Here is a 14,906-nt window from a genome sequence, read left to right as displayed (position 1 = left end):
GGCTTTAATCTGTTCAGACGGGGCGCTCATTTCTTTTTCTCCGGTTCTATACCTTTGGCCCTGAGGCGTTCCGCAACGCGTTTCCCCAGTTGCTCCCCGTATTGCAGTCCTACCTGGTAGCATTCCTGCATGATCTCCGGCAGCTGCGCCACCATTTTTTTACCAACGGGCGACTGGTAGAATTTGATCAGCCCGTCCACGTCCTGTGAGGTGAAACGCTTCTGGTAGATGGGGATCACGAGTTCCACCATTTCGTCCACCTTTACTTCTTCCAGGAAATCATTCCAGAATGTTGAATCCACATGAGGCAGCATGGTCCGGTATTCCCTGATCATGTTTGTTTTTACCTGCAGACCCAGATCGGCCACTCCGGTGAGCTGGATCAATTCTTTTACTTTTTCTGCGGTTGGCTCTGTTTGGGAGAAAACTGCCTGCGCAAGGAAAAGGCAGGCCACCATGGTTACTAGTTTTTTCATCGTAGGGATATTTGGTTACGGCTAACAAAATACAAACGGCACGGGATATCCGTGCCGTTTGCTCATATTAATTCTCAATTTAACACTTATTTCTTTTTGCCGCTCTTTACTTCTTCCCTGCAACATTTCGTTTGCGCGTCCACAACGGCTATCAGCACCACGTTCACGATCTGCCTTACGGTGGAACCCAGCTGCAGGATGTGTACGGGCTTCTTCATACCGAGCAGAATGGGGCCTATGGCGTCGAAGCCGGCCACTTCCTGCAGCAGGTTGTACGCCACGTTGCCGGCAGCGAGGTTGGGGAAGATGAGGGTGTTCACATCTTCGCCGATCAGCTCGGAGAACGGGTAATTGTCTTTTAAAATTTCCTTGTTGAAAGCCATGGCCGCCTGTATCTCGCCGTCCACGGTGAGGGAAGGGTCTTTTTTCTTCACGATCTCGCGGGCCTGGCTCATCATCTGCGCCTCGGGCGTTTGACTGGAGCCGAAGTTGGAGTAAGACACGAGGGCGATCCTCGGCGTGATGTTGAACTGGCGCACCTCCTTGGCTACCAGCAGGGTGATGTCTGCCAGCTCTTCGGCGGTGGGGTTGAGGTTTACGGTGGTATCGGCCAGGAAAAGCGGCCCGCGTTTGGTATTGATGATATACATGCCGGCCACGCGTTTGGCGCCTTCTTCCATGCCTATCACCTGCAATGCCGGGCGGATGGTGTCCGGGTATTTGCGGGTAAGGCCGGAAATGAGGGCGTCCGCTTCCCCGGTTTCCACCATCATGCAGCCGAAGTAGTTGCGCTCACGCATGATCTTTTTCGCTTCGTAAAGGTTCATGCCTTTGCGCTGGCGCTTCTGGAAGAACAGTTCGCCGAAGTGATGGCGTTTTTCAGCCATTTCATCGCTTTTCGGGTCTATGATCACCACATCGTCTATCTCAATGCTGTTCTCAGCCATCAGCTGGCGGATGCGTTTTTCGTTGCCCAGCAGTACCGGGTGCGCGATGTTCTCATCATTCACCACCTGCGCGGCTTTGAGTATCTTGATGTTGTCCGCCTCGGCAAATACTACGCGGCGCGGGTCTTTACGGGCTTTGGAGCCGATCACGCGGAACAGCTGGTTATCCAGGCCAAGGCGGTTGTTGAGTACCACTTTGTAGGCTTCCCAATCGGTAATGGGCGCATGCGCCACCCCGCTGTCCATCGCCGCTTTGGCCACGGCGGGGGCTACGGTGCTCAGCAGGCGGGGGTCCAGCGGTTTGGGAATGATGTAACTGGGACCGAATACCAGGTTGCGTTCGTTGTATGCCAGGTTCACGATATCCGGCACGGGCGACTTCGCAAGGTCCGCCAGGGCATGAACAGCAGCCAGTTTCATGGCTTCATTGATCTGCGTTGCGCGCACGTCGAGCGCTCCGCGGAAGATGTAGGGGAAACCCAGTACGTTGTTCACCTGGTTGGGATAGTCGGAGCGGCCGGTTGCCATGATCACGTCCTTGCGGGAATTAATGGCTGTTTCGTACGCGATCTCCGGATCTGGGTTGGCCATGGCGAACACGATCGGGTTCTTGGCCATGCTCTTCACCATGTCCGCCGTTACCACGTTGCCCACGGAAAGGCCCACGAACACGTCGGCATTTTTCAGCGCTTCGGCCAGGGTGGTCACTTTGGAGGTGGTGGCGAACTGGAGCTTCATGTCATCCAGGTCCGGGCGCTGGCGGTTCAGCACGCCGTCTTTATCGAACATGATGAAGTTCTCCGGTTTGGCGCCCAGCGAAGCGTAGAGCCTTACGCAGGCCATGGCGGCGGCGCCCGCGCCGTTCACCACGAACTTCACCTTTTCTATTTTTTTCTTTACCAGCTCCAGCGCATTCAGCAATGCCGCGCTGGAAATGATAGCGGTGCCATGCTGATCGTCGTGCATGATGGGGATCTTCAGCTCCTTGCGCAGCCTTTCTTCGATGGCAAAACATTCGGGGCTTTTGATGTCTTCCAGGTTGATGCCGCCGAAAGTGGGCTCCATGGCCTTTACCACGCGCACAAATTCATCAACGTCGCGCGTATTCAGTTCAATATCAAACACATCGATGTCCGCAAATATTTTGAACAGTACGCCCTTCCCTTCCATCACGGGTTTGCTTGCTTCCGGGCCAATGTCGCCAAGACCGAGCACGGCGGTGCCGTTGCTGATCACGGCCACGAGGTTGCCTTTGGCGGTGTATTTATAAACATTCTCTACGTCTGCGGCTATTTCCTTACAGGGTTCCGCCACGCCGGGGGAATAGGCAAGGGAGAGGTCCCACTGGGTTTTGGTGTCTTTGGTAGGTATAACTTCTATCTTGCCGGGCCTGCCCATCGCATGATAATCGAGCGCATCCTGCTTATTCAGTTTCTTAGCCATATAAGATTGTTATTGGGCGTGCAATATACGAAGTATCGGAGGAACGGGGTCTACTCCGTTCGTGTAGGTTCACAATAATTATTTACTTTTACGGTGTTAAACATTCTCAAATATCATGATACAACGCATCCAAAGCCTGTTTCTGCTGCTGGCCGCCATTGCCGGGGGCACAATGGGCAGTTTTGACCTCTGGAAAGCCACCATCACCAGGGGCGCCACCACCGCCGTGGAAACCTTCAATGCCACTTCCAGCTATCTGATATTTACCGTGCTGCTGGTCAGCACCATCCTCAGCCTGGTCACTATTTTCCTGTACAAGAAGCGCAAGCTCCAGTTCAGGCTCACGGTGCTGAATATCCTGCTGGCCATCGGCATACTGGCGCTGATCTACTTCAAAGTGCAGGACACTGCCAACGCCCTCCAGTCCTCCGGGGCCATTATTGTGCGGGCAAATTACCTGCTGCCGGCCTTTTTGCCCGTAGTAATGATCGTATGCCTCTTCCTCGCCGCGCGCGGGATCTATAAAGACGAAAAGCTCATCAAAAGCCTGGACCGCCTGAGATAAGCGCTCCGCTGAACGATATTCCGAAAAAGGGCAAGCCGCAGGGTTTGCCTTTTTTATTGCAACATTCCCCTTTTTCGGCTACAAGATCATAAGATCCGGCTACATCCGCCACCGTGCAGCCGCGCAACTTTGTATCTCAAAATACAAAGACGATGAAAATTACAGTAACAGGTTCTTTAGGGAACATCAGCAAACCGCTTACAGCAGGATTAGTGCGGAAAGGCCACCAGGTTACGGTTATCAGCAGCAATCCCGGGAACCGGGAAAAGATCGAAATTATGAGCGCTGCCGCCGCCATCGGCTCATTGGAAGATGCTGACTTTGTTGCCGGCGCGTTTGCAGGCGCAGATGCGGTTTATACCATGGTTCCGCCCAACAATTACTTCGACCCTCACCTCGATCTGCTGGCCTATTACCGTGGAATAGGAGAAAATTACGCCCGTGCAATTTCGTTGTCAGGCGTAAAGCAGGTGGTCAATCTCAGCACGATCGGCGCTCACCTGGAAAAAGGCTCAGGTATCCTGATCGGCGCGCATAATGTAGAAAAGATACTGAACGGGTTGCCGCAGGACGTTAACATTACGCATATGCGTCCCACTTCTTTTTATTACAATTTGTACGGTTATGCGGATATGATAAAGACCGCCGGTTTTATCGCTGCGAATTATGGCGAAGAAGATATCGTGCCATGGGTTTCGCCGGCAGATATCGCCGCGGCGATAGATGAAGAAATAACCGCTCCGCCGGCAGGCAGGAAAGTGCGCTACGTGGCAAGCGAAGAGCGCTCCTGCAAAGAAACCGCCGCCATCCTGGGCGCAGCTATCGGGCAGCCTGGTTTAAAATGGGCCATCATCCCGGACGAACAGATGTTAAACGGCCTGGTAACCGCCGGGATAAACCCGCGAATTGCCGCCGGCCTGGTTGAAATGTACGCCGGCCTGCACAGCGGCCTGCTGGCTGAAGATTATTACCGCCACAGACCCGCAATGGGAAAAGTAAAACTGGCCGATTTTGCAAAGGAATTTGCCGCAGCTTTCAGGCAGAATAATTAAATTGTAAGTATGGGAAACGCACAGCCGCAAAGATTTAAAACGATCTCCGAATTTCACCGCTACCGGAACCTTCCTATGCCGGAGCACCCGTTGATCAGCGTTGTAAATGTTGAGGCGATGAAAGATGTGAGCAACGACGGGCCGGCGGGCCTGGTGTTCGATTTTTATGTGATCGCGCTTAAAAGGGCCTTCAATGCCAAAATAAAATATGGCCAGCAGGAATATGATTTTGATGAAGGGGTGATGATCTTTATGGCGCCCGGCCAGGTGTTAAAAATCGAGCTTTTAGAAGAAAACGATATAAAACATACGGGATGGATGTTATACATCCATCCCGATTTTTTCTGGCATACATCCCTGGCCAGTACTATCAAAAAATATGAGTTCTTCGATTATTCGGTGAACGAGGCTTTGTTTTTATCAGAGAAAGAAGAAGCCACCATATCAGGCATCCTGCAGAATATCCGGCAGGAGTACCATGCGAACATCGACAATTACAGCCACAACATCATCATCGCCCAGCTGGAATTGCTGCTCTCTTATTCGGAACGGTTCTACCAGCGTCAGTTCATCACCCGGAAGATCACGAACCATACTGTGCTCAGCCGCCTGGAAACCACCATAGACAAGTATTTCAACGACGACGAACTGTCCCGGAAAGGGCTGCCTGCGGTTGCAGACATCGCCCGGTCCTTAAATGTATCGCCGGGTTATCTGAGCGGCCTGTTAAAAGTGCTGACGGGCAAAAGCACACAGCAACACATACACGACAAGCTCATCGAAAAAGCAAAAGAAAAATTATCTACCACGAGCCTCTCGGTAAGTGAGATCGCCTACGAACTGGGTTTTGAACATTCGCAATCTTTCAGCAAATTATTCAAATCCAAAACCAGCCTTTCTCCTTTGGAATTCAGGCAGTCGTTCAGCTGAGGAAAAATGTATCCAGATCAGAGGAACTTCCCTGTATAGCTCGTCTTCACTTTCTTCATCCCTTCCGGCACACCGGCATACAACAGGCTGCCGCCGCCTTCGCCGCCTTCCGGCCCAAGGTCTATCGCCCAGTCTGCGCTGCGGATCACATCCAGGTTGTGCTCTATTACCAGCACGCTGTGCCCCTGTTCTATCAGCGCGTTAAAGCTTCCCAGCAGCTTGCGGATGTCGTGGAAGTGAAGACCGGTGGTTGGTTCGTCGAAAATGAAAAGGATGTGCCCCTGTGCCTTCCCTTTGCCGAGGAACGAGGCGAGCTTCACACGCTGGGCCTCGCCGCCGGAAAGCGTGTCGGAGCTTTGGCCCAGCTTCACATAACCCAGGCCCACATCGCTGAGCGGGCGTATTTTGGTCACTACTTCTTTTTCGTCTTTGAAGAACTCGATCGCTTCGTCCACACCCAGCTCCAGGATGTCGTAAATGTTTTTCCCTTTATACTGCACTTCCAGCACTTCGTCCTTAAAACGTTTGCCGCCGCAGGTTTCGCAGGTCAGGTGCACGTCTGCCAGGAACTGCATTTCCACGATCACTTCGCCTTCTCCTTTGCAGGTATCGCAGCGCCCGCCGTCCACGTTGAACGAAAAATGTTTGGGCTGGAACCCTCGCATCTTGGACAGCGGCTGTTTGGAAAACAGGTCGCGTATCTCGTCGTATGCTTTGATATAGGTCACCGGGTTGGAGCGGGAGCTTTTGCCGATGGGGTTCTGGTCTATCATCTCGATCTGCGTGATAAGGTCCATATCCCCTTTCATGGCCCTGTGGGCGCCCACGCGGTCTGTAAATTCCCCTTTCAGCTTCATCAGCGCGGGGTATAATATCTGTTTCACGAGGGTGGTTTTGCCCGAGCCGGACACGCCGGTAACCACGCAAAGCACGCCCAGCGGGAATTCCACGTCAATATTCTTCAGGTTGTGCTGGCGGCATCCTTCCAGCGTGATGGAACGTTTCCACTTGCGGAGGTGCGCCGGCGGCTCGATGCGGAGGTGGCCGCTGAGATATTTGCCGGTGAGGCTTTTGCCGTCTTTCAGTATCTCGGGGTAAGTGCCTTCAAAGATCACTTCGCCGCCCAGGTGGCTGGCCAGCGGCCCCATGTCTATAATATAATCCGCCTGTTCCATCAGCTGCTCGTCGTGCTCTACCACCACCACGGTGTTGCCCAGGTCGCGCAGCTCGTGCAGCACGCGGATGAGGCGGTGGGTATCGCGGGCGTGCAGGCCGATGCTCGGCTCGTCCAGAATATACAGGGAATTGGTGAGGTTGCTGCCCAGGGTGCGGGTGAGCTGGATGCGCTGGCTTTCGCCGCCGCTGAGGGTGTTGGCTACGCGGTTGAGGGTAAGGTAGCCCAGGCCCACGTCCAGCAGGGTTTTGACGCGGTGGTGCACCTCTATGAGGATGCGTTTGGCCACCTGTTGCTGGTATTCGTTCAGCTCCAGCCCGTCGAACCAGACTTTGAGCTTTTCCACGGGCATTTCCACCAGGTCTGCAATGTTGTGGCCGCCTACTTTCACGTACAGCGCTTCCCGGCGCAGGCGGGCGCCGTTGCAGGTGGGGCATACGGTGCGGCCGCGGTAGCGGGCCTGCAGCACACGGTATTGCACCTTGTACAGGTTCTGCTCCACCATTTTGAAGAACTCGTTGAGGCCGTAAAAATGCTCATTGCCCGTCCAGAGCAATTTTACCTGCTCGTCCGTCAGTTCGGAGACGGGCTTATGTATGGGGAAATTGAACTTCCGGGCGGCTTTTACCAGGGCTTCCCGGTATTCGCCCATCTTTTCGCCCCGCCAGGGCGCGATGGCGCCTTCAAACACGCTAAGGCGCTTGTCCGGTATCACCAGGTCCGCGTCTATGCCCAGCACCTGACCGAAACCTTCGCAGGTGGGGCAGGCGCCGTAAGGGTTATTGAAGGAGAACAGGTTGGGAACGGGTTCTTCAAACTGGATACCGTCCAGCTCGAAGCGGTTGCTGAAAGCCTGGCCCATTTTGCCGTCTACCTCCAGGAAGCAATCGCCTTCGCTTTCGTAAAAGGCCGTCTGTATGGAGTCCGCGATCCGGTGTTTATCGTCTTCTTCAAAGTCTTTCACCACGATGCGGTCTATCAGCACGTAGGCGGAAGCGGGGATCTTGGGCGATTTTTCCTCCAGCAGCTCTTCAATACGCACCAGGCCGCCATCTTTGTAAAGACGGGAAAAACCCTTCTGCATCAGGATGTTAAGCTCTTCCAGCGGCTTGCGGTTGGCATGCTGGCGGAAGGGCACGAGTATCTGTACCTTGCTGCCAGTGGGCAGGCGGCTGATATAGTCCACCACATCGGCCACTTCGTGCTTTTTGACGAGCTGGCCGGAAACGGGGGAATAGGTTCTGCCGGCGCGGGCGAAGAGCAGGCGCAGGTAGTCGTACAATTCGGTCATGGAACCCACGGTGGAGCGGGGGGTACGGGTAATCACCTTCTGCTCGATGGCGATGGCCGGGCAAATGCCTTTGATGTAATCCACGTCCGGCTTGTTCATCCGCATGAGGAACTGGCGGGCGTAGGAGCTGAGGCTTTCTGCGTAGCGGCGCTGGCCTTCGGCATAAAGGGTGTCCATTGTGAGGCTGGATTTGCCCGAGCCGCTCACGCCGGTAACTACCACGAGTTTATTTCTGGGAATGGATACGCTGACATTCTTGAGATTATGCACCCTGGCACCTTTGATAAAGATATGGTCAGGCGAGCTAACTGGTTCACGTTCAACGGTCACTTCCTTGGATTTTACTTTTGCGCACATAGGATCACAAATTTAAGGATTCGGAGGCAGTCTGCCGGGCAAATCCCCGGGGGAATTTCCGGGAAATCCGGAATGCCCGATCCGCCGTACATCTTTAGTAGCAAATTTATTGGCGTGGTGTTGTTTTATTCAAACATTCCGTTATATTTGCAATAACCGACATCTTATACCTAGTCCCGGTTAAACATTCATAACGCATAAAAATTGTACATTATCGCTTAAACTTTACGCTACTAACAACCTACTGACTGTATTGTCCGTACTATTTACTAACCGCTATTGGTAGACGTATATGCAAGTAATGTACAAACTGAATGATGAACAACTCATCAACCTGTTCAAGAAGGGGCATTCTTCCGCCCTCGAAGAGTTGGTGTACCGCCATAAGGACAAACTTTTCACTTCTATCGTATTGCTCGTAAAAGATACTTTTCTTGCGGAAGATATCTTCCAGGATACTTTCATCAAGATCATCGATACCATCCGTGCAGACCGGTATACGGAGAAAGGGAAATTCCTGCCCTGGGCCATGCGCATCGCGCATAACCTTTGTGTGGACCACTTCCGTAAGATCAAACGCACGCCTGTTATCAAAACCGGCGACGATAAAGACATCTTCAACGTGCTGAACTTTTCAGAACCCAGCGCTGAAGAAAAGATGATGACCCGGCAGAGCCACGACAGCGTGCGCCGTATGCTGGACCTGCTGCCAGGCGAGCAGCGGGAAGTGATCATCCTCCGTCATTATGCCGAGCTGAGTTTCAAAGAAATTGCCGACCTCACAAATGTGAGCATCAATACTGCATTGGGCCGTATGAGATATGGCCTGATCAATCTCCGGAAGATGATGACGGAGAAGCAGATTTGTTTGTGAGTACCCTTTTTTGCTTGCCAATGAACGGGCGGTGAGAGTTAAAGCTTACCGCTCGTTTTTATTTCCCCAACTTTTTCTTTCCCTTTTTTTCCGATGAGCAAAACGCCCGCCAGCACCAGCGCCGTACCGGCCAGCTGCGGCCAGGTGATCGGTTCATCCAGGAAAATGTATGCCTGCACGATCGTGGCCACCGGCCCGATGCTGGTAATGATGGCCGTATTGCCGGACCCGATCTTGCGGATACCTTCGCTGGTCAAAAAAGTGGGGATCACGGTGGAAACGATGGCCATCTGGAAACAGAGCCAGTAAGTATGCCCTGAAAAATGCCGCACCTCCGTGCCATGCTTCACGAAATACTGCAGGAATATGCCGATGGCGGCGAAACAGAGCGCGTAGGAAGTGAATTTCATGGAGCCCACCTTCGGGATGATCTCCCCGCCGCCCACGATATAAAAAGCGTAAGTAACCGCACAACCCAGTACCAGCAAGCTTCCGGTGATCACACCGGGATCCCACTGCTGCTGTACATCTCCCGCAAAAGCCACGATCATGCCGCCATATGCGATCAGCAGCGCCAGCCACTGCGTGCGCGTGATCTTTTTCCCGAATCCGATGGCCCCGATCAGCAGGGCAAAAGTGGGGTACAGGAAGAGGATCAGCCTTTCCAGGCCGGCGGAAATGTACGCCAGGCCCATGAAATCCAGCAGGCTGCTGGCGTAATAGCCGAGGAAGCCGAGTACGGCGATCCAGCCCCACTGGCGGGCGGTGAGCTTCACGTTGTCCGTTCGCCGGAACAGGATAATGGCGGTAACGATGTAAAAAGGCACGGCGAACATCATGCGCAGGGCGAGCATGGAAATGGCGTCTATGGCTTCCGTACGGTAAACGAGCTTTACGTAGATGGCCTTGGCGGAAAACATCATGGCGCCGATAAGGGCCATGGCAAAGCCGAGGGCATAGTTTGATCTTTTCATGGTTCGGTGCCGCAAAGATCGGGATTAGGCATTTATTGAAATCTTAAACTTTCTCAAACACGATCGCCGCCCCCTGCCCTACGCCTACGCACATTGTGGCCAGCCCATATTTCGCGCCCTGGCGCCGTTTCATTTCATGCATCAACGTGGTAGTGATGCGCGCGCCGCTGCAGCCCAGCGGGTGGCCGATGGCGATGGAGCCGCCGTTGAAGTTGATCTTCGACGGGTCCAGCCCCAGTTCGCGGATGCAGGCCAGTGACTGGGAAGCGAAGGCCTCGTTCAGCTCTATCACATCCAGGTCCGCCACGGAAAGATCGGCTCTTTTGAGCGCCTTTACGGTGGACGGTACCGGGCCGATGCCCATAATAGCAGGGTCCACCCCGCTCACGCCCATAGAACGCACCATAGCTATGGGTTTGAGGTTGAAGCGTTTAAGCGCGCTTTCGGATACTACCAGCAGGGCGGAAGCGCCATCGTTGATGCCGGCGGAATTGCCCGCGGTCACTGAGCCGTCTTTGGCAAAGGCGGGGCGCAGGCCGGCCAGCTTTTCGAGGGAGGTTTCGCGGGGATGTTCGTCTTTACTGAAAACCACCTGCTCTTCCTTATTGGGCGTGATCTCCACGGGAATGATCTCTTCCTCCCATTTGCCCGCCAGGAGGGCCTGTTTGTATTTTAACTGGCTTTCGTAAGCGAAACGGTCCTGGTCTTCACGGCTGATCTTCCATTCCCGGGCCACGTTTTCGGCGGTTTCGCCCATGGAAAAGGGATAGTAGATGTCCGCCAGCTTTGGGTTGGTGAAGCGCCAGCCGATGGTGGAGTCGTATATCTCGGTTTTGCGGCTGAAAGGCCCTTCGGCCTTGGGCATTACGAGCGGGGCGCGGGTCATGCTCTCCACGCCGCCGGCGATATATACGTCGCCTTCGTTGCACATGATGGCGCGGGAAGCGTCCATGATGGCCTGGAGACCCGAGGCGCAAAGGCGGTTTACGGTGTTGCCGGCCACGGAAACGGGCAGCCCGGCCAGCAGAACGGCCATGCGGGCCACATCCCGGTTGTCTTCCCCGGCCTGGTTGGTAGCCCCGGCAATCACATCCTCAACAGCAGCGGGGTCCAGCGAGGGGTTGCGTGTTAACAGGCTCCTGAGCATCAGGGCCAGCATATCGTCCGGCCTGATGGTGCTGAGCTTGCCACCGTAGCGGCCTATGGGGGTCCTTACGGCGTCCACTATATAAGCAGTTTGCATAGCGTCAATTGTTAAAGTTGCGAATTTAGGGTAACTATCCGGTATTACGGGCTTCCTTACTAATCTCAAATCCGAAATATGAACGTACCTTTGCGGGATGATGAGGAAGCAGAATATCAGGCACCTGAGCCTTTCCCAGATCCAGGAAGTATTTGAACAGATGGGCGAGAAGCCTTTCAGGGCCAAGCAGGTCTATGAATGGCTGTGGCAGAAACAGGCCCCGGATTTTGAGAGCATGACCAACCTCAGCAAGCCCCTGCGCGCTGCGCTGGAAGAAAACTTCTCCTTCCCTTCCATCAGGGTAGACGCCACCCAGCAAAGTACGGACGGCACCGTCAAAAGCCGCTTCCGCCTGCACGACGGCCACCTGGTAGAAGGCGTGCTGATACCCACCAGCACCCGTCAGACCGCCTGTGTATCCTCCCAGGTAGGCTGCAGCCTCAGCTGTAAATTCTGCGCCACCGGCTTCATGGACCGCAAAAGGAACCTCGAATTCGACGAAATTTTCGACGAAGTGGCCCTCATCAACAAACAATCCCTCGAATCATCCGGGAAAAAACTCACCAATATCGTGTACATGGGCATGGGCGAACCCCTGCTCAACTACCGTAACGTGCTGAAATCCATAGAAAAGATCACCTCGCCCGACGGCCTGGCCATGAGCCCGAAAAGGATCACCGTGTCCACCGCCGGCGTAGCCAAAATGATCGAGCAGCTGGGCGACGACCAGGTGAAATTCAACCTGGCCCTGTCTCTCCACGCAGCCAACGACAAAAAACGCAGCCAGATCATGCCGATCAACGAAACCAACAGCCTGAAAGTGCTGGTGGACGCGCTGAATTATTTTTACAAAGCCACGCAAAACGAGATATCTTTCGAATATATCCTGTTCAAGGACTTCAACGACTCCGAAAAGGATGCGGACGAGCTGATCAAGATCTACCGCCAGGTGCCGGTAGACCTGGTGAATATCATCGAATACAACCCGATTGACCAGGCCCGTTTCCAGAAGCCTTCTCCCGAAGCCACGGAAGCATTCATGGAGTACCTTGGCAAGAACCGCGTGAACGCCCGCCTGCGCAGGAGCCGCGGTAAGGACATCGATGCGGCCTGCGGCCAGCTGGCGAACAAAGCAACTGTTTAAAAAATATAGTATCTACTGCAGGAATGCAGCAACCTAAACATACAGCATGAAAAAAAGCAGACCCGCTCCCCGGAAAGGGTTCACACCTTTCAAAGAAAACCAGACCGGCAAACCTTCATCAGAACGCCGCCCGAAAAGGGACGGAGAAGACAGCCCGCGCGGAAGGTCCGACGAAAAAGGATCTTTCAAAAGCTTCCGGGAAAACCGCTCCGGCAGCGGGGACGATAAGCCCAAACGCAGCTTTGGCGACAAAGAATTTAAACCCAGAAAAAGCTCCGGCGACGGAGAAGACCGTCCCAGGCGCAGCTTCGGAGACCGCGACGATAAACCTAAACGCAGTTTCGGCGATAAAGAATTCAAACCAAGAAAAAGCTCCGGCGATGGGGAAGACCGTCCCAGGCGCAGCTTCGGAGACCGCGACGATAAACCCAAACGCAGCTTCGGTGATCGTGAAGACCGCCCCAAACGCAGTGTTGGCGACCGCGACGATAAACCCAAGCGTAGCTTTGGCGATAAAGAATTCAAACCCAGGAAAAGCTTCGGCGACGGCGAAGACCGCCCCAAACGCAGTGCTGGCGACCGCGACGATAAACCCAAACGTAGCTTCGGCGACGGAGAAGACCGTCCCAAAAGAAAGTTTGAAAGCAGTGAAGACCGCCCCCAACGCAGCTTCGGCGATAAAGAATTCAAACCCAAAAAACGCGACAGCGATGGCGAAGACCGCCCGAAAAAAGAAAAATCTTTCGGCGACCGTCCCCGCAAAAGCCTCCGCAAAGCCGAAATACACGGCAAAAAGAAAGAAAAGAGCACCCGCAAGCGCATCATAAAAGAACCCGCTTCAGAAGAAGCCGGCAGCAATGAAATGCCGCTGAACAAATTCATCGCCCATTGCGGCATCTGCAGCCGCCGTAAAGCTGTGGATTACATCAAGGAAGGGAAAGTGACTGTGAACGGCGAGAAGATCGTGGAGCCCGCTTTTAAAGTGACCGCCAAAGACCAGGTAACGCTCAACGACAAACGCATCTACATCCAGAAGAACCTCATCTACGTACTGCTCAACAAACCGAAAGGCTACATCACCACCACCGACGACCCTGAAGGCCGGCAGACCGTGATGGAACTGGTGGAAGACGCTGCAGACGAAGAAAGGCTCTACCCCGTTGGCCGCCTGGACCGCAATACGTCAGGCCTGCTGCTGCTCACCAACGACGGCGAACTGGCGCAGAAACTGGCCCATCCGAAACATAACATCAAAAAGATCTACCACGTGGAGCTGGACAAACCGCTTACCAAAGCGGATTTCGACCAGATCATCGAAGGCGTGACGCTGGAAGACGGCCTGGCGCTGGTAGACGCGCTCGGGTATGTGGACACCAAGGATAAAAAACAGGTCGGCATCGAGATACACAGTGGCAAGAACCGTATTGTGCGCCGCATTTTCGAGCACCTGGACTACAAGGTGGAAAAGCTGGACCGCGTAATGTACGCCGGCCTCACCAAGAAGAACGTCAACCGTGGCAAATGGCGCTTCCTTACAGAAAAGGAAGTGATCCTGCTCAAACACTTTAAATAACCGGCAGCGGCCTTGCAATCAACAGCAAGGCCGCTTTTGAAATACACATCATCGATACATGAGACTGGAACCGCTGATCATATTCGAGAACGACGATTTTGTAGCGGTGAACAAACCTTCGGGGCTGCTCACCATCCCGGACCGCCATGATAACGAACTGGAGGCCCTCTCCGCCCTGCTCAAAAAAAAGTACGGGCAAATATTCACCGTACACCGCCTGGACCGCGATACCAGCGGCATCGTGATATTCGCAAAAAACGAGGTCGCCCATAAAACCCTTTCACAGGCATTTGAAAGCCGCGATGTGGAGAAGTATTACCTGGGGCTGGTGAACGGGGAGTTCGTGGAGCCTTCCGGCAGCATCAACGCGCCCATTATGGAGCACCCCGTGCAGCGCGGCAAAATGGTGACCAATGCCAAGGGCCGCCCTTCGCTCACGGACTACGAAGTGCTGGAATCTTTCGGGCTTTACAGCCTGGTGCGGCTGCGCATCCACACCGGCAGAACCCACCAGATCAGGGTGCACATGAAGCACCTGGGGCACCCCATCGCCGTGGACCCGCTGTACGGCAACAACCAGCCGGTGCTGTTGAGCGCCATCAAGAAGAAATTCAGGCTGGGGAAGTTTACCGAAGAGGAAAAACCGCTGCTGAACAGGCTGGCCCTGCACGCCTGGAAGATCAGCTTCCGGGACGAAAAGGGGCAGGTTTTTGAGCTGGAAGCGCCCCTCCCCAAAGACATGCAGGCCGTGTTGCAGCAATTGCGGAAACATAAGAACCCCCAAGGCAACTAATTCTCCGGTTTCTCCGTTAGTATGTTAATTCTCTGCGTTCAACCGGCAGATTTATGCCGTTGGCCGGTTC

Annotated in this window: 12 protein-coding genes; 7 read left to right on the top strand and 5 right to left on the bottom strand. The window is 54.1% G+C overall.

The features are described 5' to 3' along the window. Positions 1–26: 26 nt before the first annotated feature. Positions 27–476, bottom strand: coding sequence for a DUF2059 domain-containing protein (locus tag ACTJIK_RS05435; RefSeq protein WP_440645338.1), 450 nt, complete (start codon positions 474–476; stop codon positions 27–29). An 86-nt stretch (positions 477–562) separates the two neighbouring features. After that, a complete protein-coding gene (locus tag ACTJIK_RS05430) occupies positions 563–2,866 on the bottom strand; it encodes an NADP-dependent malic enzyme (RefSeq protein ID WP_440645337.1) in 2,304 nt (767 codons plus the stop codon). Positions 2,867–2,981: 115 nt separating this feature from the next. Here ACTJIK_RS05430 and ACTJIK_RS05425 point away from each other — a divergent pair, with 115 nt between their 5' ends. From ACTJIK_RS05425 to ACTJIK_RS05415, 3 genes are all read left to right on the top strand, one after another. Next, entirely contained in the window at positions 2,982–3,431 is a 450-nt protein-coding gene (locus ACTJIK_RS05425; RefSeq protein ID WP_440645336.1) for a DUF4293 domain-containing protein, read from the top strand. A gap of 152 nt (positions 3,432–3,583) precedes the next feature. Continuing rightward, positions 3,584–4,483 (top strand): NAD(P)H-binding protein, encoded by a 900-nt coding sequence (locus ACTJIK_RS05420; protein WP_440645335.1) that lies wholly within the window; start codon positions 3,584–3,586, stop codon positions 4,481–4,483. A 9-nt stretch (positions 4,484–4,492) separates the two neighbouring features. Continuing rightward, a complete protein-coding gene (locus ACTJIK_RS05415) occupies positions 4,493–5,413 on the top strand; it encodes a helix-turn-helix domain-containing protein (RefSeq protein WP_440645334.1) in 921 nt (306 codons plus the stop codon). Between the two features lie 17 nt (positions 5,414–5,430). Here ACTJIK_RS05415 and uvrA read toward each other — a convergent pair whose 3' ends face one another. Next, a complete protein-coding gene (gene uvrA / locus ACTJIK_RS05410; protein WP_440645333.1) occupies positions 5,431–8,235 on the bottom strand; it encodes an excinuclease ABC subunit UvrA in 2,805 nt (934 codons plus the stop codon). Positions 8,236–8,536: 301 nt separating this feature from the next. Here uvrA and ACTJIK_RS05405 point away from each other — a divergent pair, with 301 nt between their 5' ends. Continuing rightward, on the top strand, positions 8,537–9,109 hold the full coding sequence (locus ACTJIK_RS05405; RefSeq protein WP_440645332.1) for an RNA polymerase sigma factor: 573 nt from the start codon (positions 8,537–8,539) through the stop codon (positions 9,107–9,109). Between the two features lie 38 nt (positions 9,110–9,147). On the opposite strand, the gene ACTJIK_RS05400 is transcribed toward ACTJIK_RS05405, so the two are convergent. Continuing rightward, complete coding sequence (locus ACTJIK_RS05400) at positions 9,148–10,083, bottom strand: DMT family transporter (protein WP_440645331.1); 936 nt, start codon at positions 10,081–10,083, stop codon at positions 9,148–9,150. A 43-nt stretch (positions 10,084–10,126) separates the two neighbouring features. Then, positions 10,127–11,326 (bottom strand): thiolase family protein, encoded by a 1,200-nt coding sequence (locus tag ACTJIK_RS05395; RefSeq protein WP_440645330.1) that lies wholly within the window; start codon positions 11,324–11,326, stop codon positions 10,127–10,129. A gap of 97 nt (positions 11,327–11,423) precedes the next feature. Here ACTJIK_RS05395 and rlmN point away from each other — a divergent pair, with 97 nt between their 5' ends. From rlmN to ACTJIK_RS05380, 3 genes are read left to right on the top strand one after another with little or no spacing between them, the layout of a single operon-like run. Further along, the gene (rlmN, locus tag ACTJIK_RS05390) at positions 11,424–12,470 is read left to right on the top strand and encodes a 23S rRNA (adenine(2503)-C(2))-methyltransferase RlmN (RefSeq protein WP_440645329.1); all 1,047 of its coding nucleotides are present in this window, start codon (positions 11,424–11,426) and stop codon (positions 12,468–12,470) included. A gap of 46 nt (positions 12,471–12,516) precedes the next feature. Beyond that, positions 12,517–14,043 carry a pseudouridine synthase gene (locus ACTJIK_RS05385; RefSeq protein WP_440645328.1) on the top strand — a complete coding sequence of 509 codons (1,527 nt, stop codon included), beginning with the start codon at positions 12,517–12,519 and terminating at the stop codon, positions 14,041–14,043. Positions 14,044–14,101: 58 nt separating this feature from the next. Beyond that, complete coding sequence (locus tag ACTJIK_RS05380) at positions 14,102–14,836, top strand: RluA family pseudouridine synthase (protein WP_440645327.1); 735 nt, start codon at positions 14,102–14,104, stop codon at positions 14,834–14,836. Positions 14,837–14,906 lie beyond the last annotated feature (70 nt).

Origin of the sequence: Chitinophaga sp. 22620, from assembly GCF_052044405.1 — a bacterium.
In the GTDB taxonomy this organism is placed as follows: Bacteria; Bacteroidota; Bacteroidia; order Chitinophagales; family Chitinophagaceae; genus Chitinophaga.
Note: the sequence above shows the minus strand (reverse complement) of the source record. Positions and strands in the feature narration are given on the sequence as shown.